The following is a 22,084-nucleotide window of genomic DNA, read 5'->3' on the forward strand; positions in this document are numbered from 1 at the left end:
CTATACTGCGCCTGACTTACAGCCGTTTCTCGCCATCAATTGCCCGAGGCTCCTGCTTCTCAACCACGTCCAGCTCCTCGATTAATGGCTTCGTTCCCGCTCTAAATTCGTGCAGCGTTCGACCAACTGCCCGCCCCAGCTCCGGCAGCTTCTTGGAACCAAAAAGCAGCAGAGCAATCAGCACGATCATCACGATACCCGTAGGCCCAATTCCCATCATCGCGATTCGCCTCCTCTTAGTTGATGAACCCAGCCGTTTGCAGCACTCGCTTGATCACAACCGCCGCTTGTGCGCGAGTAGCCAAATCATGAGGCGCAAACCGCTTACTGTTTATACCTGTAATGACGCCAGACTTCACCATTTGCGCTACCGCAACCTGCGCCCAAGGGCTGATCGCGGCTTGATCCCGGAAACCAGCCGTGAGAGGCAGCAGTTCTCCTGCTACGGCAATCGGTGTGTCCACAAATGCTAATGCGCGGGAGAGCATCACAGCCATCTGCTCTCTTGTGATCGTATCGTTCGGCCGGAATGTCTCGTCCCCGAAGCCGGTGACGATTTGCGCCTTTACCGCTGTGCGGACGGCGCCCGCAAACCAGTCGGTATCCGCAATATCTGCAAAGGTATGACCGGCAGAAGCCGATTCTACCTCAAGCCCCAGGGCACGAACGATCAGGCTGGCAAACTCCGCACGCGTCACCTTGCCTTCCGGAGCAAAGTCCGTTAGCGTACGTCCGTTAACGATATGTTTGGAAGCAAGCAGCTCCACGTCGGCTTGGGCCCAGTGGCCTTGCAGATCGGCAAAGGACTGCTTCGACTGCACAATCGCGTACAGACCGTTCCCTGGGTGGAAAATATTCATCTCTGCGCCCCCGAGCGTAAAGGTGGAAGGCACAAAGGAGATCGCTCCGGTCTGCGGATTAAACCTGACTGCCGTCGTCTGCGCAGAATGAAGGGCATTGCCCGCCGCAAGGATACTTCTGCTCACATACGTACGTCCGAAGTCGGTGAATACTTGACTGCTGCCGTTCGTCTCGATGCGCAGGGTGAAGTCCATGATGTCTCCGATCAGCGTCATGCCGGCCGCTTCGGCCTGCTTGGCGATCCGGTCTTTGGCTGCGCCTGCGATCGTCTCCATCGTAAGGAAAACAGCGGCGTTGTCCAGCTTCCCGCCGACCTGCTTCAATTGCGCAGTTAACGTCGGGAAGTTGAGCGGCAAGGTGTAGCTGCCGTTCGCCGTCTTGATCTCCATAATGGCGTTCATATTCTCGTCGGCTGCGGCAACAAGCCATGCAGCCGGAATCCCGACCTTGCGAATCGCTTCCGCACCCGACAATTCAAACGTGATCGTTTGTGACCCCGCCGTTTTTCCTTGCAACATACCGAGCGCTTTCGTCAGCGCATCCGTGTGCAGCATGGCGGTCGCTTCCGCTTGGCCTCCCGGCCCTTCAGCCGTCTGCAGCGTTGCGGCCTGATCGGTAAGCGTCGCACCGCTCTCCGTCTCGATCACGTCTTTAAGCTCCGGCTTCACTTCGCCCGTCTGCCCCGGCGTACTTGTACCCGGCGTCGTCGAAGGGTTGTCCGTAATCGGTGCTTGGGCTCGTCTCACATTTACCGTATAGGTCTTGCTCGTCAAACCGTCCTGCGCCGTCGTAACCAGAATCACCGGGTTGACGCCGGTATGCAGACCGATTGAAATCGAAACCCCGCCGCTGTACGGTTGCCCGTTAAGCAGCAACGACGTCGCCGGACCATAAACAGCCGCTGTCACCTGGATGCTGGAAACGGCATGTCCGACTTCAACGAAATAAGTCAGAATGTCCGGATCAAACGAAGGCTGCAGCACGCCTCGACTGACACTCAGCCCGCTCAGGTCGGCATTCGATTCCGCAGCGGCATCGTCGGAACGGTAGATCGTTACCATATAACTCCGGCTGGTCAGCCCGTCCGCCGCATGAACGACAATCGGCAGTACTTTGGCTCCCGGCTGCAGGCTCACCGGAATTTCCGCGTGATTCCCGTACACTTGCGCGTTGACCGACAAGCTCGCAGTTGTATCGTAGGTGTCCGCAGTTACGATGATCTGCTCGACCTCAAGTCCCACATGCACCGTATAGCTATGAACGCCCGGATCAAAGGCGGGACTCAGATTTCCTGCGCTTACGGATAACGCGCCCAATTCCGCGGCCGCGGCTCGCTGCTCCTCCGAAATCACGGTCACTTCATCGCTGTTGAAGTTCGCCACATACACGCTGCTTCGTTCCGCATTCACGGCGGCCGCAATCGGATTCCTTCCCGCCGCGATCGTGGAAGTTGTCAGGCTCGCGCCATCGATCACCGTCACATCGTTGCTGTGATAATTCGCGACATAAATCTGATTCGTCTGCGCGTTGATCGCCAGCGCAGCAGGGCCGGCACCAACCGCTACTGTGGAGAGGCTATGCGTAGCGCCGTCAATCACCGTTACGCTGTTGCTGCTTGTATTGGCCACATAAATGATGCCGGTTGCCGGGTTAACTTCCACCGCCGTCGGCGTAACGCCTACATTCAATGTGGAGCGCGTTGTTCCATCCGTTACCGTGACGGTGTTGCTGTAGAAGTCGGCCACATAGACGCTGCCTGTTAACGGATTGACCGCCAAGGCGTTCGGGCCGGCTCCAGTCGAGATGACGGAGACGCTGTTGGTTGCGCCGTCGATGATTGTCAACGTATCGTCGTCCACATTCGCCACATAAATCTTGTTCGCCGCTTCGTTAATCGCCAGAGCGAACGGACTTTCCCCGACCTGCACCGTTAACGTATTCGTACCGGGAGCGGCCCCGTCAATGACTGTAACGGTATCGCTGCCCAGGTTCGCGACATAAATCTTGTTCGTCGCCGGATTGACCGCTATCGCCATCGGCAGGCTTCCCGTCTCGACCTCTATGGTGCTGTTCGTTGCGCCGTCGATCACGGTTACCGTATCGCTGTCCGCATTCGCCACATAAATTTGATTCGTCAGCGAATTCACGGCCACCGCATAGGGCGTTGTTCCCGTCGCAACATTCGCCACCGCGACAACGCCACCGCCACCTGTATCCTCCAGCACGGTCACGCTGTCGCTGTCGGCATTGGCGATATAGACCCGGTTCGTCGCCGGATTGACGGCAACGGCATGCGGCCCTCTGCCAGCCGCAATGCTGGAGGCAGAAGCTGCGGACGCTTGCGAGGTCGGCCATCCTGCGGCAAGCAGCAGCAAGATGAGCATTCCCGTTAAGCCGCGACGCAGCAGGAGGCTTGCTTGAGCCTTCATGAATCACCAATCCTTTTCACTCGTTTTCTGTGAAGCCGGATTTTAGTATCTCTCAACTTCCGCTGCTACTCTGTCAAATATATTGCTAGAGAACAGCGGAGTATTGACAGTGTCGGGGGACGACCACTTAATGCCGACGGTTGACGCCTTATCGTTCCCTAGCAGCACATTTTGGCAGACTACCGTCATCCTTGCGTCTTCTCCATTCACGTTGTCCAGGTAGATTCCTTTGGCGAACGGCTCCAACAAGTCAATCGTATTGCCAACGATGCGAATCAGATGATTCAAATACGGCCAATTTTGAATGTAAATCCCGTTGCTGGATGTTCGGATAAGATTATTTTGAATGAAAATATCGTCTATTCCATTCACATACATACTTTTGAAATAGTTGTTGGTAATAAAAGCGTTTTTATTCGATCCGGTCAACGGGTTTAACACGATGTCATTCACGTCGTTATCATGAATGATCAGCTTGTTGGCGCCGTCCTGTCCTCGCATCTCAATCAGTTCCATATTCCGATTCGCTTCTATCGATAAGGCTTCTATCGCCGATGCAGCGATATAGAGCTTCCCTCCGTTGAAGTTGTTGCCCGAAACCATCGCGGAAGCGTCCGTCAAATCTATGGGATCGTTATGAGCGAATGCGACGCTATAAAATTTGCCTTGATCCGAATGGCTGGCTTGCTTGAGCGTATTGTCTTTGATGATGAGATTTTTGCAAAACGGGCCAGTGCCCCCTTGCACCAATTTGATGCAGGCCGACGGTTCCGTATTAAAATTGATAATATCGTTATTGCTGATGATCAAATTGTTGGCGTTCGCGTTGCCAATGAGGATGCCCTGATCGGATTTCGAACGAATGATATTGCCGGAAATCGTACAGCTCATCCCCGGAGTCGTCCATACGACATAGGAGCTTGCGTGCGCCCTGCTAAACCCGGAGCTATCGCTTATATTCCCCGTTACCGTATACTCCGACCGCTCGAACGGATTCACCGCAAGCGTAATATCCGATACGATCAATTCGTGCACATCGCGCTGAATAAAACGGGACGTATTCCCGGTTATCGTCGCTTTTTTGACATGCTCCATCCACATGCTCGAAGCCGGATTATTGCATCGCAAGCGGGGATGGTTATGCTCGATCACATTGCCCGACACTGTCATTTCCGGCTCAATCGCCGTAAACCGCTCGCCGACAATCGCAATTCTGTTAATGTTAATGAAGGAATTGTTAGCGACCGTCCCTTTTTCCGCAAAACAATAAACGCCGTCGCCGTACTCGTGATTCCATTTATCCGTACCGGAGAAGCTGGCGGCTGCGCCCTCTACATAGAACTGCTCCGGCAAGATGCCAATATCATGGAAGTGGCAGTCATGCACGTGTACGTTCTTGCAATTCCATGTCCAGACGGCATTCTGGGCAATATTCTCAAACCGGCTCTCTCTGATAAAAACGGTATGATTGCCTTCTCCAAAATAACCGTCTCCATGAATATTGCGGAACAAACAATTGTCGATCAAGGTGTTCCCGGCGTACGACTTGATCGCTGCATAGTTGTTGATGATGTTGACGGTTTTGAAATCGAACTGGTTGCCTTTAAATCTCCAGTGACTCTGCAAGCTGTCCCGGTTGCCGTCGAAGATCACATTCTGAATCGTTACGGATTCTCCGCCGCATAGGAATAAGTGGAAGGCAGCGGTATGATCCCCGCCCTTCTTAATCACCGTTCCGGGCGACCCGACAATGTCAATAGATTCAATCAGCAGGGAGGCCGTAATGAGATAGGTGCCGCTCGCAAAATGCAAAGGGCAACGATTGTCTTCACAATACGCGAGCGCATTCTGGATCGAGGCCGTATCGTCTGTCGCTCCGTCCCCTTTCGTTCCGAACCATTTTACGTGCACAGGTCCGTCAAAAATTCGTTTAAACCTTGCTCCGGAGGTCGAGACCAGCACCGTTCCGGTATTATCCTGGGTACTCGTATCGGCGGCATCGTAGTAGAACATGCCTTCCATGCCCGAGTCTTTCACAAAATAAACGAGCTCGGCGACTGGCTGCGTATTCGCTCTTAATGCGGCTACCGTTGTCGTCACGACCAAATTCTGATTCATCAGGTCTTTTACTTTCGCGCGGTTGTCCGGCGAAGCTGCATAGGCTTTCGTCGGCAACCCGGCGATCAGCCCCGACGAAGCGAGCGCTACGCCCGCCATCCCTAATGAAGCGAGCAGCTTTCGCCTGCTGATCAGCCCTTTTTCCTGCTCCTGATTATGCGACTCGGCCGATGCTACGGTTTGTTTTTCCACCCTTTATTCCCTCCTCATGAACTTTGCTACTCCTTAATCGCACCAATGACGATGCCATTCACAAAATATCTTTGAATAAACGGATACACCGCCACAATCGGAAGCAATGAAATAAAGATTTGAGCGGCTTTGACCGTTCGTTCGGAAATGTTCACCAAATCCGACGGATTCAGCGATATTCGCGTAAAATCGGCGCCCACGATAATCGATTGCAGCAGCGTGGCCAGAGGCCATCTCTCCGATTGCGTCATGTAGATCAACCCGTCGAACCAGGCGTTCCAGTGCCCAACCATCGTAAACAGACTAAGCGTAGCGATGGCAGGCAGCGAAATCGGCAAGTAAACGCTCCACAATACTCTCATATAGCCGGCGCCGTCCATGAATGCCGCTTCCTCAAGCTCTTTGGGCAATGCGCGGTAGAAATTCAACATCAAAATCATATTCCATACATTCACGAACCCAGGGAGCAGCAGCGCCCACAACGTGTTCATCAGGTGCAGCTTCTGGATCAAAATGTATCCCGGAATCAGACCGCCGCTGAACAGCATCGTGAACACGAACAACCATACATACAACGTTCGGCCTTTGAATTCATTCGCCGGTTTCGAGAGCGAATAGGCGCTTGCCACGGTAATCGCCATACCGATCGCCGTACCTAGCAGCGTGCGCTGTACGGTGACGATAATCGATTTGCCGAAGTTCGAATTGGCCAACGTTTTCAGATAAGCGTCCGTTGTGAAGTCGATCGGCCATAAGGTGACGATATTGGCGTTCGCCGCCGCGCTGGAGCTGAACGATACAGCCCAGATGTGAACGAGCGGCAGCACGCACACCAATGCGATCACCGCCAGCAGTACGGCATTAAACCAGTAGAACGTGCGGTAAGATTTATTTTTGTAAAACACCCCAGCGGCCTCCGAATCTAAAAGATGGTGTATCTTGCGAATTTGTAGGCCAAGCGGTAAGAGACGACGATAAGAACAAACCCGATTACCGATTTGAATAAACCGACCGCCGTGGCGAAGCTCATCTGGCCGCTAAGAATTCCCGTACGGTACACGAACGTATCGATAATATCGCCTTTGCCGTATACGAGCGGAGTGATCAGATTATAGATCTGATCGAAGCCTGCGTTCAGCACGTTGCCCAGCGACAAGGTGAACACGACGATGATCATAGGCAGAATCCCCGGCAGCGTAATGTGCAATGTCATCTTCAGCCTGCTCGCCCCGTCCATCTCCGCCGCTTCATAGAGCGACGGGTTAATGCCGGCGAGCGCGGCCAGAAACACGATCGTGCCGAAGCCGAACTCCTTCCAAATATCGGACACGACAACCGTAATTCTGAACCAGTCGCCGTTGGCCAGAAACAGCACAGGCTCGATTCCGAACAGATCCTGGAGCAATCCGTTCACAATGCCTTTGACTGCCAATACGTCGATCAGCACGCCCGACAGGACGACCCATGAAATAAAGTGCGGCAAGTATACGATCGTCTGCACCGCCTTCTTGAAGAGGCGCTGACGAACTTCGTTCAGCAGCAGCGCGAACAGGACGGATGCGACTAAACTGAACAACAATTTGGCAATCGCGATGACAGCCGTATTTCGGATGACCTGTATACTATCGGGCCGGTCGAGCAGCAGGCGGAAGTTGTCCCAGCCGACCCATGGCGAATTGGCGAAGCCTGTCCACGGCTTGTAATCCTGAAAAGCGATGACCAAGCCGCCCATTGGCAAGTAGTTGAACAGGATAACCAGCAGCAAGGCTGGGAGCAACAATAGGTGCAGCGGCCACGTTCTGCTGAAATTCCAGCGGGCGGCTTTCTTTGCTTGTGAATTCATCGTTACCGCCTCACGGATTTACAGACGCATACCAGGCGTTGACTTCCTGGAGAATTTGCTCGCCGCCGCCAGCTTGCCAGTCTTCAACAAACTTGTCGAACGCATCGATCGGCAGTTCGCCAAACACAATTTTACTGAACGTTTCGCTTTCCAGCTTGGACAAGTAGTCGCCTTTGGTCAGCATCGTTGGAGTCGGCACGCCTTTGAACTGGTTATAGATGGCGCGATCCTTCACCTGATCGAGCAGCGCTGCCGCTTCCCACGTTTCCTTCGGATAAGCACCCGACGCATAAATCTCGGCAGGCGTTGTCGGCTCGACGCCCGAGTGAAGCTTGACCATGTTGTTGAACAATGCGTCGGCATTCGCCGGAGGCGGCACGATGAAGTTGCGGCGGATGTCCAGGAGACCGCCTTCCACCTTGGACCCGTCATACACCGGCTTCCCGTCTTGCATCACGTAGTCGTATCCTTCAAAAAATCCGTTCGCGAACTCGCTGCCGGGAATGAAGTTCATGCCTTCGTACAGCTTGTTCAAATAGGCGAATAGCGCGTCAACATGCTTGAAATCCTTGTTTACGACAACAAAGCTGTTGTCGACGCCGATTCCTCTGAATCCGATTGTTCCATCCGCAGCGGATGGAACCGAATGCGCCCTCATCTCCGCTCCCGGATTAGTCTTCGCCACGTCCTGGATCGGCCACACGATTTGCCAATATGGGCCGGGCAGAATGCCGGATTTGCCATTGGTTACGAGCGCCGCCGCCTCGCCTCCGCCTTGCGAGAAAGCGTCCTTGCCGACATAGCCTTTCTGCATCCAATCGCGCAGTTTGGCGAGCGCCTGCTTCGCTCCGGGCTGCGTCGAGCCGTAGACCAGCTTGCCGTCCGCCCCCTTGATATAGAAGCCGGGCATCGCGCCATACGCTCCGAACAGCCAACTCGTATCCGCCATGTTCTGATTAAAGCCATTGGCAAAGCCGAGGGAAATGCCGACCGTATCCTTCTCGTTGTTCCCGTCGGGATCTCGATTGACGAAGGCGTCCATTACCGCCTCCAAATCCTCGATCGTCTTCGGCGCCTGCAACTCAAGCTTCTTCAGCCAATCTTCACGAAACCAGAACAAGGGCTCATTCTGGTGCCTGGACTCAAGAACCGGCAGTGCGTACCGTTTGCCGTCCTTCATCCCTTTGTACCAGAGCGTGGCATCGCTTAGCGACGACTTGAATTCGTCCGAGGCATACTTGTCGAACGCTTCGCCGAGGTCCATCAGCTTTCCGGACTGCGTGAGATCTGCGACCAGTTGCTGATCGTATGTAAACAGCACGTCCGGCAGCGCCTCATTGGATGACAGAGCCAGACGGATTTTTGATGAACACTGATCCTCCTTCGTCATCCACATGTACTTCACGTCGATGCCTAGGCTTTCCTTGGCCCACTTGGTCGCAACGTTGTTTTCCTGCGTTTCGTCCCCCTTGAACAGCTCCGTTCCGACCACACACCCCACGGTATTAATCGTAACCGGCGGATCGAACTTGCCGTTCGTGCCGCTGCCGGTTTCTTCGCTGGCGCTGGCCTGCGCAGTTGCACTCGCCGTCGGTTCGTTCGTCGGCGAGCTTGTCCCGTCGTTGCCGGAGGACGAACATGCCGTTAGCAGCGAGAGCAGCAGGGTCGTCGCGATGGCAATAGAGATCGATTGTTTCTTGAGTTTCATTTTGTTACCCCTTCCGTGTTGTGGTTGGTACTCCCTCATTCTAGCCCCGGAAATCGGCAGCCCGAAATATAAGATCGAGGATAAAAGTATAACTATTCAATCTGATTTGCGGATTTACCGGTACGGATAGAACCATGTGAACTTCAGATGTGCTATTGTTACAACCATAGATTTATTTTGTTCCGACTCTCTTATTCGACAGCAGAGGAGACGCCAACCCGATGATGAAGTTTAACTCGTTCCAGAAGCTTGTCTTCTGGATTGTCGCCATGCTTATCCCGATTCTGATCCTGCACAGCTACTCGAATCGAGTCAGCATTCGGGTCGTAGAGAATGAAATCCGGAGCGCGACGCTAAACCGGCTGAACTTCTTCGCAAACCAGCTCGAAACGACGATCGATCAGTTGGCCTTGAACTCCGTTACGCTTATGTCCGACCCCGATTTTTCCCTGCTGAAAAATCTCGATATGATGAAAGCCTCCGAACGCGCAGCCATGATCAAAAAAACAGATGAAAAGCTGCGGCTGCAAAGCGTCGCAAGCAACTGGGACCCCAAAATCATGCTGGTATTCCCGCAGAACGGACTGTCGATTCCTTATGGCTCCCTCCACGATCCTACGTCCGCTAACGCTGTCGACGCAACCTGGCATTATCGACAGAGCGGCGCGAAAAACCAATATGATTTCTCCATTTCAATCGCCGATCCGCTCAAAAAAATTTACAACTCCGACAAAGGGTTCATCATGACTACGACTTTTTCCAGCACGAATCTGGTCCGAATGCTGGATGAATTCAAGAGCCAAAGTCGGGGAGACCCTTTTCTCTATGCAGCCGACTCCGGCATTATCCCCAACTCCACGTCAGAGGCAGCGCTTGTCGCGGAGCTTGTTGAGCAGTTGCGGGGATAGGAGCTGGGGAGCAGCGGCAATCGGATCGTGTCGCTGAACGGCAAAAGATATTCTTTATTCTACGTCCGCTCCAATAATCTGGGCTGGCAGGCGGTCGACTATATGCCTCTTGAGACGATTATCGCACCGATCCAAGCCAACCAGAAAATCTTCTATTATTCGGTCGCCATACTGCTCATCGGCAACATTATTCTGGTCGCTGCATTGTATCGCAACATTCGCATTCCGCTCAAGCAGCTCCTTCGCAGCTTTCAGAAGATGAAAACAGGAGATTATACGACGCGGATTTCTACGGATCGTCATACCGAATTCGGGATCGTTCACATCCAGTTCAACCAAATGGCCGAGCAGATTCAGGCGCTAATCGAAAATGTATACCAGGAACAGCTGCGCTCGCGCGAATCGCATCTTAAGCAATTGCAAGCGCAGATCAATCCTCATTTTCTTTACAACTGCTTAAATTTCGTGCATGTCATGAACCAACGCGGAGACAAAGAAGCCGTGTCGGCCATGATCTTAAACCTCGGCTCTTATTACCGTTATACGACCCGACTGGAGGAACAGGCGGCGACATTGGAAGAGGAGTTAAGCATGATCGCGAACTACTTGACGATTCTGAGCTTGCGCATGCGGCGCTTGCACTACGAGCTGGACGTTCCCGCATCCATGCAAGCGGCGCGCTTACCCCGACTTACCCTGCAGCCCGTGGTGGAAAATGCCGTCTTTCACGGCGTGGATCATAAACCGGGCCCTTGCGTCATTCGCATTAAAGGTGTGGAAGAGGAGCGACATTACGTCATTATTGTCGAGGACAGCGGTATCGGCATGGACAAGGAAGGGATCTCCGGCATGAACGAGCGTCTGAAACTAAAAAAACCGCATGCGTCCATGGGACTCGGCGTCTGGAATGTTCACCAGAGGTTGTCCCATCAGTTCAAGGGAGACTCGGGATTGACGGTGGAAACCTCGCCTCTTGGCGGGCTGCGTGTCGTGATTCGATGGAACAATGAAATGGAGGGATCTGCACATGCATCAAGTGCTTATCGTGGATGATGAAATGCCGGTTGTCGAAGGGCTCGTTGAAGTTGTCGATTGGGGTGCGTTGGGCATCGACGCCGTCTTCACGGCGGCCGATGGGTATGAGGCGCTCGAACTGCTCGACAAGCATGCCATTGACATCGTCATTACGGATATCCGGATGCCGGGACTTAGCGGCTTGGAGCTCATTCGGCGCATCAAGGCGACCCGCAGCAACACGGCATGCATCGTGCTGTCGGGTTACGCAGAATTCGATTACGCCAAGCAAGCTGTAGTCAGCCAGGCTGTCGACTATATTGTGAAGCCGGTCGATTTCCGGGAGCTGGAGGAAGCCGTTCGCAAGGCGGTGTCCGCCGTGGATTCAAGATGGATGGAGATCAGCTCCTATACGAAGGCTTCCCGGACGTTAAAGGAAAACCTTGTCTTACTGCGGGAAAAGCTGGCGTTCGATCTGATCCGGGGCATCAAATACACAGACGACGAATTGAACAACAAGCTCGAAGAGCTTGAGCTCCCCTATGCCCTTGGCGGCAATTACAGCCTGCTGCTCGTCCGGTTGGAGGAAGAGTTCAGCACGGAAAATATACAGGATCGCTCCTTGTACGAATATTCCGTCATCAACATCGTCAGCGAAATATTGGGGGCTCAGTTCAAGCTGTGGCATTGCAAGGACGAGCACGACTACCTCGTGTTCCTGCTGTGCGCCGACAGCCCCTTGCACCAAACGCAGCTCATCAACCAACTCGGGCCGGAAATTCAGCATTGCGTCCGAACGTATTTAAAGGGCAGAGCGTCCCTTATTCTGAGTGCGGAGGACGCATTCCCGCAGCGCATTTCGGAAACGTATCAATCGCTCGTCTCTACGCTGCTCCAGACGGTCGGCCATGATCGCGATTGCTTTATTCCTCCGGGGCCGATCAAAGCTGCCGATACAGGCGCCCTGCGCAGCTTGTACGAGCCGCCGTCGCTCCTCCATATGCTCGAAGCCGGAAGATGGGATGACGCTAGAGCCAAGCTCACAGGGATCTTCGACGAACTGCAGGCGGATTGGAGCCATTCGCAGGAACACTTGCTTGAGGCGTATTTTATGATCGCGCAATCCTTCCTCCATCTTCTGCACAAAAGCGACAAAACGCTGTCCGACGTCGCTCCCGGCCATAACCTGACCGGCGCGCTCCATCTCAAGCCGTTCGCTTCCGCGCTTGAATTAAATCGCTGGGCGTTCGGCACTTTAGCCCTTATTCAAGAAGACAGCGATCTCAAGCTGCAGAACGGTCGCACCCAACTGGTCAAGAAAATAAGGGAATATATCGACGACCATTTGTCCGAAGGCATTTCCCTGCAAGATTTGGCCGAACACATCTACCTTCATCCTTCCTACGCCGCTAAAATCTATCGCCAGGAAACCGGAGAAAGCATCACAGACTATTTATTTCGAATCCGTATGGAACGAGCCGTGTACCTGTTGAATCATTCAAACGAGAAAGTTCAGGATATCGCAGCCGAACTAGGTTACCAGAACACTGCCTATTTCATCAAGGTGTTCAAAGAGCATTTTCGCTTGACTCCTCATGAGTTTCGGAATAAATAAGACGTGAAAAAGGTGCCACGAGGAGAATTCCTGTGTGGCACCTCCGTTACTAAAAAGACGATGATACGAAGAGCAAACAGAAGAGACTAACACGGCGAGTATAATTAGTACTAAAATCCTCCCCTCTTTCTATAAAAATCCTAAAAGTTTCTACGAATACAGCATCCGCATGATTATGTCTGTATAAGGATAATGTTGCTCATATTCTTCTGGCTTGTCGAGTGCAAGCGTAGTTAAGCCTTGGATAGATTGGAAGATCATCAAGGCCAATTTGGGAGGCGGATCTGAAGCAAACTCTCCGTTTTTTTGGCCCTCAACAATCAATTGCAATACAATCTCATGCACGGTCTGAACTCGTTTCATCATCAGTTCCTGCAAATCCTTGGCTTTTGAATCATTGTTTTTTAGATTTTTGAAAATCCTCCGCATGATTTCAAGTTCGTTGCCGGACGACGAGGTTTCCTTCGCAGCCTGTACAGTAATTCCGAATTGTTTAATTTGATCCTGCCTGAATTTAAGCATGCTGGAGATCAGCATTTCCAGACGCTGCGCAGCCGTATCCCCGGATTGCATGAGCTGCTGGAATATATCCAAATCAGATTGGATAGTTTGACCTAACAGTTCACAAAAAATAGCTTCTTTGTTCACGAAGTAATGATAAATCAAGCCTGGACTTACGCTAGCAGCAGAGGCAATATCTGTGATTGTAGTTGACCAGCCTTTGCGGGCAAAGATGTTTTTCGCCGCTTCCAGGATGCTTATACGCTGTGCCTCTCTTACACGTTTATTTTCTTCTTCCGTTCGTGGAATTGTTATCACTCCATTATTGATTAAATAGTTTATTCAACTATAAAACCATTATTATACCGCCACCTTACTTTGTCAATCTCAAGCAAGATGCGATCAACCGCGATAGTAGTCAGCGAGGGTGGCAAATGCCATCTTGGGTTCCCAAGGCAGATCGGAATACGTATAACCCATACGGTCTTCAAATACCTTCACAATCCCGAAGCTGGCCATATCCAAGTCTTCTTGCGGGTCACTGCGGTGTGGTAGATGATAATAAGCGAAAGAACATACAAACGTATAGTCGACCCCTTCCCTGTTGTAAATGTCCAGCAGTTCATGAATGTATGCGGCTTGTTCAGCCTCGTCACGGATATAGTTGCCGTTGAGTCTGAGCGGTCTGCCTGCATCGTTCCATACAATGATCTTGTCGCCGCGTCCCCCCAGGTCAGCCGCACCGCGATAGGTGGTGCACCCGAATTCAGTTATCGCTACAGGTTTTCCTCCAGCCAGCAAAGCTCGCGTGCCAGCGATAATTTGGTCGGCAACCTCAACCGACCTGTATCCTCCATCGGTCGAGATGATGTCAAAGGGCGACCAATCCACCCCTTCATAAGGAAGCGAGGCATAGCTGAGCTTTCCACCAAATTTTTCCCGGACAAGCGCAACGACTTTGCTTAAAAACTCATTAATCTGCAAGGGTATTGTAGTCAATACCTCGCGAAGCCTCTCTGGAGCTGCAAACAAGGATAGTCTTTCTTGAAGTGTTTCACCGGGCAGAAACCCGACAGTAAAAATGCTAATCTCAGATCCGGTGAGAAATACGACCTCCGCTCCCAGTTGACGTATCCGCTCGGCACGCTCTGCACAATCGACGATAAAATCCAATTGCTCGTCAATGGTCAGACCGCATGTGAAAGGGCAAAACCACACTTCCAATCCGGCAATGGCTGCTAATCTGGCCGCCATCTCCAAACGATCCGCATCGCCGCCAGTGACACGGACCGCATTGCAGTGCAGGTCTTCCCGAATAATGCGCATCTCGCGCTCGACGATTGTGGCATTAAAGCTCTCACGGGTAATGGTGCCCGACTCATTAATAAATCCTGTCTCATACGTAATACCTTTTCCTCGCATTGAAATTTCCTCCTTGGTATGATAACTAGCTTTGTTTTGATGTCGTCTTCGCGCCCTTGCGCTATTTTCTTCAACCATTCAGGGTCCATAATAAGTTCTCTCCCTAGAGCAATCAGAGGGACCCCCGTTTGTAATGCCTGAGCGGCATTTTCAGCTGTACGAATCGACCCGACCCCGATAATAGGAAGATTGCCGGCGGTTTCTTTAATGATTTCAAGGCACGGTCGAGTGTCGCCATTAGCGAACTGAGGACCCGACCAAATGTCATTTTGCGCAACATGGAGGTAATCCATTTTCTTCAACGCAAGAGCTTGGACGAGCGCCAACGTGTCATCCATCGTAATACCCGGCGTCCCGGCTTCTTCAGGTGTTATCCGATAACCAACGATAAATGATTTTTTGACATGCAGTTGGACGACACGTCTAACCTCATCTACCACTGCTAAAGGGAATCTCATTCGTTCGTTCCTTGATCCTCCCCACTCGTCATCACGCCTATTAGCATGGGGCGAATAGAACTGTTCAATGAGAAATCCGTTGGCACCGTGGATTTCCACTCCGTCAAACCCCGCTTCAATCGCTCGTCTTGTCGCCTCGCCGAAAGCACGGATAATGTCAGGGATTTCTTCGGCGGTCAACTCACGAGGGACAATAGCACCTTCTTTAGGTTCTGGGACGGAGCTCGGACCCACAATATCATCTATAAACTGCGGACATTTGCGGCCGCCATGAGCGATTTGCAATACAGCTTTAGTGCCTACGCTCTGAATCGCAGAAGCGAGATTTCGCAAGCCCGGGATCAACTCGTCTCGGTCGGCTGCTGCTGATCCCGGAAAGCCTCCGTTTGCCATAACCGATGCCGAACCCGTTATAAGCATAGCGATCCCTCTTGCACGTCGTACATAATATTTGATTTCGACTTCTGAAACAGAGCCGTCCAAATGGGACGCCGTATGGGTCATTGGCGCCATCACAATTCTGTTTTTTAGCCGAACCCCACTCGGCAGATCAAAAGGTTCGAACAGCGGTAGAAACTCATCCTTCAAATGAATCCCTTCATTTCCATAAAATTTAGGAGCGCTAAATCTTCCTGCAACACCCCCATTTTTTGATTGAATAATTTATTCAATATAAAAATTATGTCACCGCCTCTTCACCTTGTCAAATCCCTCATCCTTTTCTGGATAGTTGCATTGCAACAACGCTTCCGGATCCATGGCATGAATATCCTCCTCTCCAATCATTACCGCTCGATGCTTACGTTTCGCTGAACCAGCTGATCCTATGTGAGTCCGTCCCTTTCCAATTGGCGGACCGTCTGGGTTGGCATTTTTCAGGTGATACCCTCAATATTTTACTTCAAATCAGCATACCGTTTGGGCTCACCCTCCACTTCATAGAAAATGAGTTCCGTCCACCTTATGACATCTTTCAAAAGTTTCATCTGCACAGGTCATGAGCAACCCTTTGCAAAATCCCGAGTATGCAAAAAGCTCTTGAACTGTCCCGAGGACAAATTCAAGAGCTTGTTATAATTAAGGTGGTGCGGTCAAGAGGACTCGAACCTCCACGGTATTGCTACCACTGGCACCTGAAGCCAGCGCGTCTGCCAATTCCGCCATGACCGCATATTGTTGTGAGCTTCGCGCTTGGTCGTCTGCACCGTTAGTGCTGAGGCGGTGGGAGTTCCTTATCGAAATCACGTATATTAAAATAGCACAAATTTCCGAGCGAAGTCAAGCAGACAAGCCAATGTTCTAATTTTCAGTTAATATTGACACCCTCGCTCATTCGAGAGACCAATTGCGTTCTTCGCTGGCCAGTTGGATCGGATATGACCGTTTCACCTTGATGACCCTGCGATTAGGCCGTCGAATCAAAACATATTCATCGTCCCAAGCGACGACGATCCCTCTTATGTCGTTTTCTGCAAGCGCGTCGCGCACGACCCGAATCTTCGTTCCGTCCACCCGCAGCTTGTCCAATTGTTCGTCATTCAGCATAATGCTTCATCCTCCTTTGTCCGCTGACGCAGGAAAACCCGCAAGACAAAAGTCGAGCGGGTTTTCCGGTGTCGTCGCCGGCTCTTGTTACCCGACGTGTTCCTTCGAATCGTTCGTTTCGTACCAGCAGTCGAGCACTTTGCTGGACATAACTCTTCCCTGCACGTATTCTGCCTGGTGGGATGCAAAGTTATCCGTCCATGGAAGCTCCAGTTCCTCGCAAAGCTTCACGATCGTGAGCAACTCCGACCAGGCGACATAGCGTTTGTACCAGAAAAATTGCGGATGTTCAATCATATAAGGATACAGATCGTCAAACTCCGTATGCTTGCAATCGAGCGCGCGCTCGAAATGAATTTTAGCCTCTTCCAGCTTGTTCAGGAAGAAGTCGACCGGCAAATTGACTGGATTCGAGTTTTCCATTGCTGTTCGCCTCCCCATCTGCAGAATAATCCTATTATACGTTATTGCCGCCAAGATCGGAAGGTCGGAAGCCGCCCGATTTGCTAATCTTCGAATGTAATCGTGTTGTTTTCCAGGGATTGGATCTTCACAAGCGTCTCCACGCGGTATCCTAGCTCCCGTAGCGCCTTGCCGCCCGCCTGAAACGATTTCTCGATGACGATGCCGATCCCGTTCAGCTTGGCTCCGGATTGCTCAATGATTTTGATCAATCCGCGCGCCGCATCGCCGTTGGCGATAATGTCGTCGATGAACAGTACGGTGTCGTTCTCGCTCAGCAGGTGACGGGATACGATCAGATCCGTAACGATACCTTTAGTAAAAGAAGGAACTCGCTCGCAATAAGCATCGGATTCGCCGATCAGCGTCTTCTTCCTGCGTGCAAACACTAGCGGAACGCCAAGCTGCAGCGCGGTAGCGAACGCGACGGGAATGCCCGAGGATTCCACCGTAATCACCTTCGTAATCGGCTCCCCGGCGAATCTCGAAGCGAATTCCTTGCCCATCTCCATCGTCAATTGCGGATCGACGCTATGGTTGAGCAGAGAATCCAACTTCAACACCCCTGCATTTATGACGCTAGCCTCTTTCAAAATTCTTTCCTTGAGAATCTCCATCGTCTTCCCCACCACCCGTTGTCGTTTCCGTTTAACGTACCATATCCTTTTGCCCTGTGCAATAACGGATTTCACATTTTTTCTGGAAGATGGACTGACCAAGATGTCATATGAAATGCAATACTAAAGACCTAACAATCTTTGACTTTATGCGACATTAGAATGAATTTATAAAATAATTTCAAACGCTCGAAACTTTTCCAGCTTATGTCATGTCTTATATAGATGTAGGGAACTTCAAGGAGGGATACAACATGACGATCAATCTGCCCGTTTACATGCGACTATGGAGCGCTCTGCTTCTGTCCGCCAGCTTGGTCTCATGCACTTCGTCTCCTTCGAATGATTCCCATTCGCATACAGCTTTGTCTACGGCATCCGCTTCGCCTTCGCCGACGAAGCCTACGGATGTGAAAGCTCCGCCTGCGGCTTCCCATTCTCCCGCTGTCAGCCAAGCGCCAACGGTCGTGGACCAACCAGATCCCGACGTAACGCCGCCTGCGACAGCCCCAAGCCACTCGCCGGAGCAATCGTCGTCAGCCGTCGAAGCCGCAACCGCTCATCCGCCTTCATCGCAGGAGGAACCGGAAGAGGACGTTGTTAAGCCTACTTTTCTGACGAAATCTCCTTCGCTCGCCCATCTCAAGCTTGGCAATACGGACAAAGAGGTCGTCCATCGCTACGGGCTGCCCGTGGAGACCTACCCGCTTCCAGGAGACGACGAGACGATCGAAATATGGGAATACGACGGCATGTCCGTCGGGCTGAACGAACGGGATAAGGTGGTCTATATCGAGATCAACTCCGGAATTGCCGATACGGGAATCGACAGTCTCGATTACGGCATGAAGGGCTCGCAAGCCGCGGAAGCGCTCGGGATCCCCGGAGACGTAAAGACGAACGTTCTGTCTCTGGAAGTTACCGGAGGCTGGCTGAAGCTTGATCTGGACCCCGATACGCAGAAAGTCATTTCGCTTAAGCTGCTTCATCGCTAAAATATAAAACTCTAACCTGGATTGCGGGGTTAGAGTTTTTTTGGCGAACGAATTTGGGACAGCTGCTTTCCGATCAGTTTCTTGTACAGCTTGCTGAAATATTTGGAGCTTGGATAGCCGACTTTCTCGGCGATTTCGTACATTTTCAGATCGGTCGTGCGGGCGAGATGCTCCGCTCTTCGAATGCGCGACTTGGTGACATACTGATGGAATGTCTCGCCGGTATGCTCCTTAAACAGCCTGCTGAAATGAGCGCGGCTCACGTTGACGAACGCGGCCGCCGATTCGAGACCAAGCTTCTGATCGTGCAGGTTACGTTCGACATATTGCAGCGCCTTCTCAATTTCCTGCGGGTGCGAGCCGCGTATGAGCGTTTCCGCCGTCTCCCATAGCCTGATCGCGTACCGTTTCAGCTCCGGCGCCGTGCCCAGCTCTTGCAGCCTGGAGTACATTTCCGGTTCGACGCGGTAAAGCTCGCGCAAAACGCCCGGGTAAGACGCCGCCCGCTGCAGCAGCATACCGAGCAGCATGCCGCTCAGCTCCAGCGTCTGGCGATACGTGGCGTTTTTGCGTTCAAGCTCGCGATAAATTTGTTCTACTTTGGCCACGCCGGGGAACGAATCGCTGAACCAGCCGCTGTCAAGCCATTCCTCTGAACGGTATGTCCAGCGCGGCTCCGCCTCTCCGTCGACAACGATCAGACGATCCGCAGGAACTCGCTGTTCGCGCTCGCCCAGCACCTTGAGCAGCGCGCCGGCAGCGTGCGACAGCCTGCGCAGAGCGATCGGCTCGGTCTGCAGCGCCATCTCGACGTCAAGCTGAAAGTAGGTTCGCAGCACGCGCGACAGCGTCGTGAACCGTTCGTTCCTCTTCTCTTCACCGCCTTCCGAAGGGCCGGATAACAAAACGACGGCAAGGTCCGGCGCTTTGCAGACGGACTCGTACCCGGATCCGGCGCGAAGTACTTCGTCGATCACATTCGTCGCGGCGTACGCGAACAGCGTCGCATCTCCTTTAAAAGCGCTCTGCAGTACTTGATCGCCGTTGCGAAAGCGGACAACCGCAACGATGCTCGCCGCCGGATCGCATTGAAGCTGCACTTCCTTCCATTGCTCGTCTCTGGCTTCGTTGCCGGCAAGCAAATCGAGCAGCATTCGTTCCTTCAGCTTTCTCGCGCTGTTGAGGTACAGCCGTTCGATCCGATGCGCCGTCTGCGCTTGCCGCTTGGACTCCTCCCGCCGAGCCGCCGCTTTCTTGACCGCTTGCACGATGTCGGCCGGCATCATTGCCGGCTTATGCAAATAGCTGCACGTCTGCAGTTCCAGCGCTTCGCTCACGTACTCGAAATCAGTGTAGCTGCTCAGAATGATCACTTCCGCGGAATAGTTATGGTCGCGCATCGTTCTGACAAGATCGAGACCGTCCATCTCCGGCATTTTGATATCGGTCATGATCACGTCGAACTTGATTTTGCCCATCAGCTCCCAGGCCTGCTTGCCATTGGCTGCCGTATGCGGCGCGTTAAACCCGGCTTCCCGCCAATCGATGCTATTGACAATGCCTACGGTGACGAGCATTTCGTCTTCGACAATCAAAATATCGTACATCTAGACCACCTTGCCTTCGGTCAAAATCGGAATCGTAATGACGATACGCGTATGGAGACGCAGCGGTTTCTCCACAGTCAACCCGTACTGTTCGCCGAAATGCATCCGAATCCGGTCATTGACGTTCGACATTCCGACGCCCGACATTTGATCCTTCCGCTTAGGCGCGAAGCCGACGCCGTTGTCTTCGATCTCGAACCGGATTTGTCGGTTCGCTTCGTCCAACACGCCACGCACGATAATGAGGCCATTGTATGATTTGTTCGCCAAACCATGGATCATCGCATTTTCGACGATCGGCTGTATGATGAACTTGAGCGTGTAGTAACGTTCGATCCGTTTATCCCATTCGTATTCCACTTCGATCTTTTCTCCGAACCGCATGCGCTGCACCTTTACATAATCCCGAATAAACTCCAACTCGTCTTTGATCGGAAGAAAAATTTCGTTCGTTCGGTACGTGAAACGAAGCACCTTTACGAGCGCGACGACCGCGTCGGCGATCTTGTCCGCCCCTTCGGATATCGCCATCCACTTGATTGAATTAAGCGTGTTGTAGAGAAAATGAGGCTGGATTTGCGCCTGCAGCGCCTTCAGCTCGGCCGCTGTCTTCTCCTCCTCCTTCTTCACCGAATCTTTGAGCAACTGATCGATTTTTTCGACCATCGTATTAAACGTGACGGCGACCATGCCGATGTCCGGACTGTTCGACACCGGCACCTTGACGTTCAGTTGCCCCTCGCCGGCTTTTCTCATCGAGCGAATGAGCGTGTGGAATTGACGAAGGATGCCGTGGGACAGCAGAATGGCGAACAAAACGGCGACGACGAGGGCAAGAGCGGCGACAATAAGCAGGATATTGCGCAAATGCCGGAAATCCAGGCTGTACCGGGACAACGGGGAAGCAACCGCCATGATCCACTCGCGCCCTTCCAGCGACCTTACACTAAGCATGAGCGTCTGGCCGTCCGACTTTGCCGTCGTCGTGGCGATTCCGGCATTGCCCGCTACTCGTTTGCGGATGTCCGCCGCTGCCGTATTCGACAGCTCTGCCGACGTGCGCTCTTGAATGATGCGGCCTTGTTTGTCCATGAGAAAGACGCTCTCGGTTTGATCCGTAGGCATCAGCTGCAATAGCGAGCCAAACTTTGCCGCATCGACGTCGATCTGGATCAGGGCGAGATCTCTGCGAGTGCCGTAAGCGCCGACCGGACGAACGAACGACAGCACCTCTCGTTCCTGCAGCAGCGTATAACTTGGCGTATGGGAGAGCAGCAGCTCGCCCTCCGCCCTGCCTGTCGGCGTACGGAGCGCTTCCTCGACCCAAGGCATCGCCGTTAGCTTATCCCGATTCAAGTAAGGATCGGTCGAATAGATCGTCCCGTCGGAGCCGACCATGTAAATCTCCGTAATATAGGGATACGATCGTTTGAAGTTGGCGAGCAGCTCTTCCGTCTTCTTGAGCGTGTCGAGCTTTTCCGCGCCCGTCTTTTCCGAGTAGTCCACAAACGCCCGCGAAGTGACGGAATAGGCGATCAGCTGGGTTTCTGTCGTCTTCACCTGCTCGGATACGAAACCGACTTTATCGCTAAGCTGTTTGAGCAGCTCTTCGTTATAGGATCTGATTTTCTGCTCCAGCGATACGTTTGTGCGTTCGTAATAATACCAGTTGATGACGAGGGCGGGCAGCAGCGCAATGACGAACAACGCGCCGAACAGCTTCGTCTGGATGGACGGAGACCGCCATCTCGGTTGTTTGAATTTGCCCATCGCGCTTGCCCTCCCCGAA

At 52.6% G+C, this 22,084-nt stretch carries 18 protein-coding genes and 1 tRNA gene; 4 read left to right on the forward strand and 15 right to left on the reverse strand.

Annotation, left to right across the window (positions count from 1 at the left end):
* Positions 1-16: 16 nt before the first annotated feature.
* Genes J4772_RS05820 through J4772_RS05845 form a run of 6 tightly spaced genes read right to left on the reverse strand, consistent with a single transcriptional unit; the run spans position 17 to position 9,151 of the window.
* Positions 17-220 (reverse strand): twin-arginine translocase TatA/TatE family subunit, encoded by a 204-nt coding sequence (locus J4772_RS05820; RefSeq protein ID WP_209074514.1) that lies wholly within the window; start codon positions 218-220, stop codon positions 17-19.
* Positions 221-236: 16 nt separating this feature from the next.
* The gene (locus J4772_RS05825; protein WP_209074515.1) at positions 237-3,290 is read right to left on the reverse strand and encodes an S-layer homology domain-containing protein; all 3,054 of its coding nucleotides are present in this window, start codon (positions 3,288-3,290) and stop codon (positions 237-239) included.
* Between the two features lie 42 nt (positions 3,291-3,332).
* The gene (locus J4772_RS05830; protein ID WP_209074516.1) at positions 3,333-5,600 is read right to left on the reverse strand and encodes a right-handed parallel beta-helix repeat-containing protein; all 2,268 of its coding nucleotides are present in this window, start codon (positions 5,598-5,600) and stop codon (positions 3,333-3,335) included.
* A 26-nt stretch (positions 5,601-5,626) separates the two neighbouring features.
* Positions 5,627-6,505 (reverse strand): carbohydrate ABC transporter permease, encoded by an 879-nt coding sequence (locus tag J4772_RS05835; protein ID WP_209074517.1) that lies wholly within the window; start codon positions 6,503-6,505, stop codon positions 5,627-5,629.
* 17 nt (positions 6,506-6,522) lie between these two features.
* Positions 6,523-7,443, reverse strand: coding sequence for an ABC transporter permease (locus tag J4772_RS05840; protein WP_209074518.1), 921 nt, complete (start codon positions 7,441-7,443; stop codon positions 6,523-6,525).
* Between the two features lie 10 nt (positions 7,444-7,453).
* Entirely contained in the window at positions 7,454-9,151 is a 1,698-nt protein-coding gene (locus J4772_RS05845) for an extracellular solute-binding protein (protein WP_209074519.1), read from the reverse strand.
* Between the two features lie 221 nt (positions 9,152-9,372).
* Here J4772_RS05845 and J4772_RS05850 point away from each other — a divergent pair, with 221 nt between their 5' ends.
* The 3 genes from J4772_RS05850 to J4772_RS05860 are packed head-to-tail and all read left to right on the forward strand — an operon-like array spanning position 9,373 to position 12,688.
* Positions 9,373-10,059, forward strand: coding sequence for a hypothetical protein (locus J4772_RS05850; protein ID WP_209074520.1), 687 nt, complete (start codon positions 9,373-9,375; stop codon positions 10,057-10,059).
* 27 nt (positions 10,060-10,086) lie between these two features.
* Entirely contained in the window at positions 10,087-11,112 is a 1,026-nt protein-coding gene (locus J4772_RS05855; protein WP_209074521.1) for a sensor histidine kinase, read from the forward strand.
* The gene (locus J4772_RS05860; protein ID WP_209074522.1) at positions 11,087-12,688 is read left to right on the forward strand and encodes a response regulator; all 1,602 of its coding nucleotides are present in this window, start codon (positions 11,087-11,089) and stop codon (positions 12,686-12,688) included. Before J4772_RS05855 ends, J4772_RS05860 begins: the two co-directional genes overlap by 26 nt.
* A 150-nt stretch (positions 12,689-12,838) precedes the next feature.
* On the opposite strand, the gene J4772_RS05865 is transcribed toward J4772_RS05860, so the two are convergent.
* The 7 genes from J4772_RS05865 to J4772_RS05895 all read right to left on the reverse strand — a co-directional run bounded on the left by J4772_RS05865 (position 12,839) and on the right by J4772_RS05895 (position 17,693).
* Positions 12,839-13,507, reverse strand: coding sequence for a TetR/AcrR family transcriptional regulator (locus tag J4772_RS05865; protein WP_181917445.1), 669 nt, complete (start codon positions 13,505-13,507; stop codon positions 12,839-12,841).
* 84 nt (positions 13,508-13,591) lie between these two features.
* Positions 13,592-14,443, reverse strand: a complete 852-nt coding sequence (locus J4772_RS05870; RefSeq protein ID WP_247741032.1) for a glycoside hydrolase family 113 protein — start codon at positions 14,441-14,443, stop codon at positions 13,592-13,594.
* Positions 14,428-15,657 (reverse strand): NADH-dependent flavin oxidoreductase, encoded by a 1,230-nt coding sequence (locus tag J4772_RS05875; protein ID WP_247741033.1) that lies wholly within the window; start codon positions 15,655-15,657, stop codon positions 14,428-14,430. Before J4772_RS05875 ends, J4772_RS05870 begins: the two co-directional genes overlap by 16 nt.
* A gap of 495 nt (positions 15,658-16,152) precedes the next feature.
* A tRNA-Leu gene (locus J4772_RS05880) sits at positions 16,153-16,239 on the reverse strand.
* A 159-nt stretch (positions 16,240-16,398) separates the two neighbouring features.
* The gene (locus J4772_RS05885; protein WP_116059001.1) at positions 16,399-16,614 is read right to left on the reverse strand and encodes a hypothetical protein; all 216 of its coding nucleotides are present in this window, start codon (positions 16,612-16,614) and stop codon (positions 16,399-16,401) included.
* An 87-nt stretch (positions 16,615-16,701) separates the two neighbouring features.
* Positions 16,702-17,037 carry a hypothetical protein gene (locus J4772_RS05890; protein WP_116059002.1) on the reverse strand — a complete coding sequence of 112 codons (336 nt, stop codon included), beginning with the start codon at positions 17,035-17,037 and terminating at the stop codon, positions 16,702-16,704.
* An 83-nt stretch (positions 17,038-17,120) separates the two neighbouring features.
* Positions 17,121-17,693, reverse strand: coding sequence for a xanthine phosphoribosyltransferase (locus J4772_RS05895; RefSeq protein ID WP_209074524.1), 573 nt, complete (start codon positions 17,691-17,693; stop codon positions 17,121-17,123).
* A 254-nt stretch (positions 17,694-17,947) separates the two neighbouring features.
* Between J4772_RS05895 and J4772_RS05900 the strand changes: the two genes are divergently transcribed.
* Complete coding sequence (locus J4772_RS05900) at positions 17,948-18,688, forward strand: hypothetical protein (RefSeq protein ID WP_209074525.1); 741 nt, start codon at positions 17,948-17,950, stop codon at positions 18,686-18,688.
* A gap of 29 nt (positions 18,689-18,717) precedes the next feature.
* Here J4772_RS05900 and J4772_RS05905 read toward each other — a convergent pair whose 3' ends face one another.
* Together J4772_RS05905 and J4772_RS05910 are read right to left on the reverse strand one after the other, a co-directional pair.
* Positions 18,718-20,295, reverse strand: a complete 1,578-nt coding sequence (locus tag J4772_RS05905) for a response regulator (RefSeq protein ID WP_209074526.1) — start codon at positions 20,293-20,295, stop codon at positions 18,718-18,720.
* Positions 20,296-22,065, reverse strand: coding sequence for a cache domain-containing sensor histidine kinase (locus J4772_RS05910; protein WP_209074527.1), 1,770 nt, complete (start codon positions 22,063-22,065; stop codon positions 20,296-20,298).
* Positions 22,066-22,084 lie beyond the last annotated feature (19 nt).

Origin of the sequence: Cohnella sp. LGH, from assembly GCF_017671885.1 — a bacterium.
Classification (GTDB): domain Bacteria; phylum Bacillota; class Bacilli; order Paenibacillales; family Paenibacillaceae; genus Cohnella; species Cohnella phaseoli.

Coding starts and splice junctions, on each gene's coding strand:
- J4772_RS05820 (WP_209074514.1), bottom strand. CDS start 220: ATGATGGGAATTGGGCCTACGGGTATCGTGATGATCGTGCTGATTGCT.
- J4772_RS05825 (WP_209074515.1), bottom strand. CDS start 3,290: ATGAAGGCTCAAGCAAGCCTCCTGCTGCGTCGCGGCTTAACGGGAATG.
- J4772_RS05840 (WP_209074518.1), bottom strand. CDS start 7,443: ATGAATTCACAAGCAAAGAAAGCCGCCCGCTGGAATTTCAGCAGAACG.
- J4772_RS05845 (WP_209074519.1), bottom strand. CDS start 9,151: ATGAAACTCAAGAAACAATCGATCTCTATTGCCATCGCGACGACCCTG.
- J4772_RS05850 (WP_209074520.1), top strand. CDS start 9,373: ATGATGAAGTTTAACTCGTTCCAGAAGCTTGTCTTCTGGATTGTCGCC.
- J4772_RS05860 (WP_209074522.1), top strand. CDS start 11,087: ATGCATCAAGTGCTTATCGTGGATGATGAAATGCCGGTTGTCGAAGGG.
- J4772_RS05870 (WP_247741032.1), bottom strand. CDS start 14,443: ATGGCGGCCAGATTAGCAGCCATTGCCGGATTGGAAGTGTGGTTTTGC.
- J4772_RS05885 (WP_116059001.1), bottom strand. CDS start 16,614: ATGCTGAATGACGAACAATTGGACAAGCTGCGGGTGGACGGAACGAAG.
- J4772_RS05890 (WP_116059002.1), bottom strand. CDS start 17,037: ATGGAAAACTCGAATCCAGTCAATTTGCCGGTCGACTTCTTCCTGAAC.
- J4772_RS05895 (WP_209074524.1), bottom strand. CDS start 17,693: ATGGAGATTCTCAAGGAAAGAATTTTGAAAGAGGCTAGCGTCATAAAT.
- J4772_RS05900 (WP_209074525.1), top strand. CDS start 17,948: ATGACGATCAATCTGCCCGTTTACATGCGACTATGGAGCGCTCTGCTT.
- J4772_RS05905 (WP_209074526.1), bottom strand. CDS start 20,295: ATGTACGATATTTTGATTGTCGAAGACGAAATGCTCGTCACCGTAGGC.
- J4772_RS05910 (WP_209074527.1), bottom strand. CDS start 22,065: ATGGGCAAATTCAAACAACCGAGATGGCGGTCTCCGTCCATCCAGACG.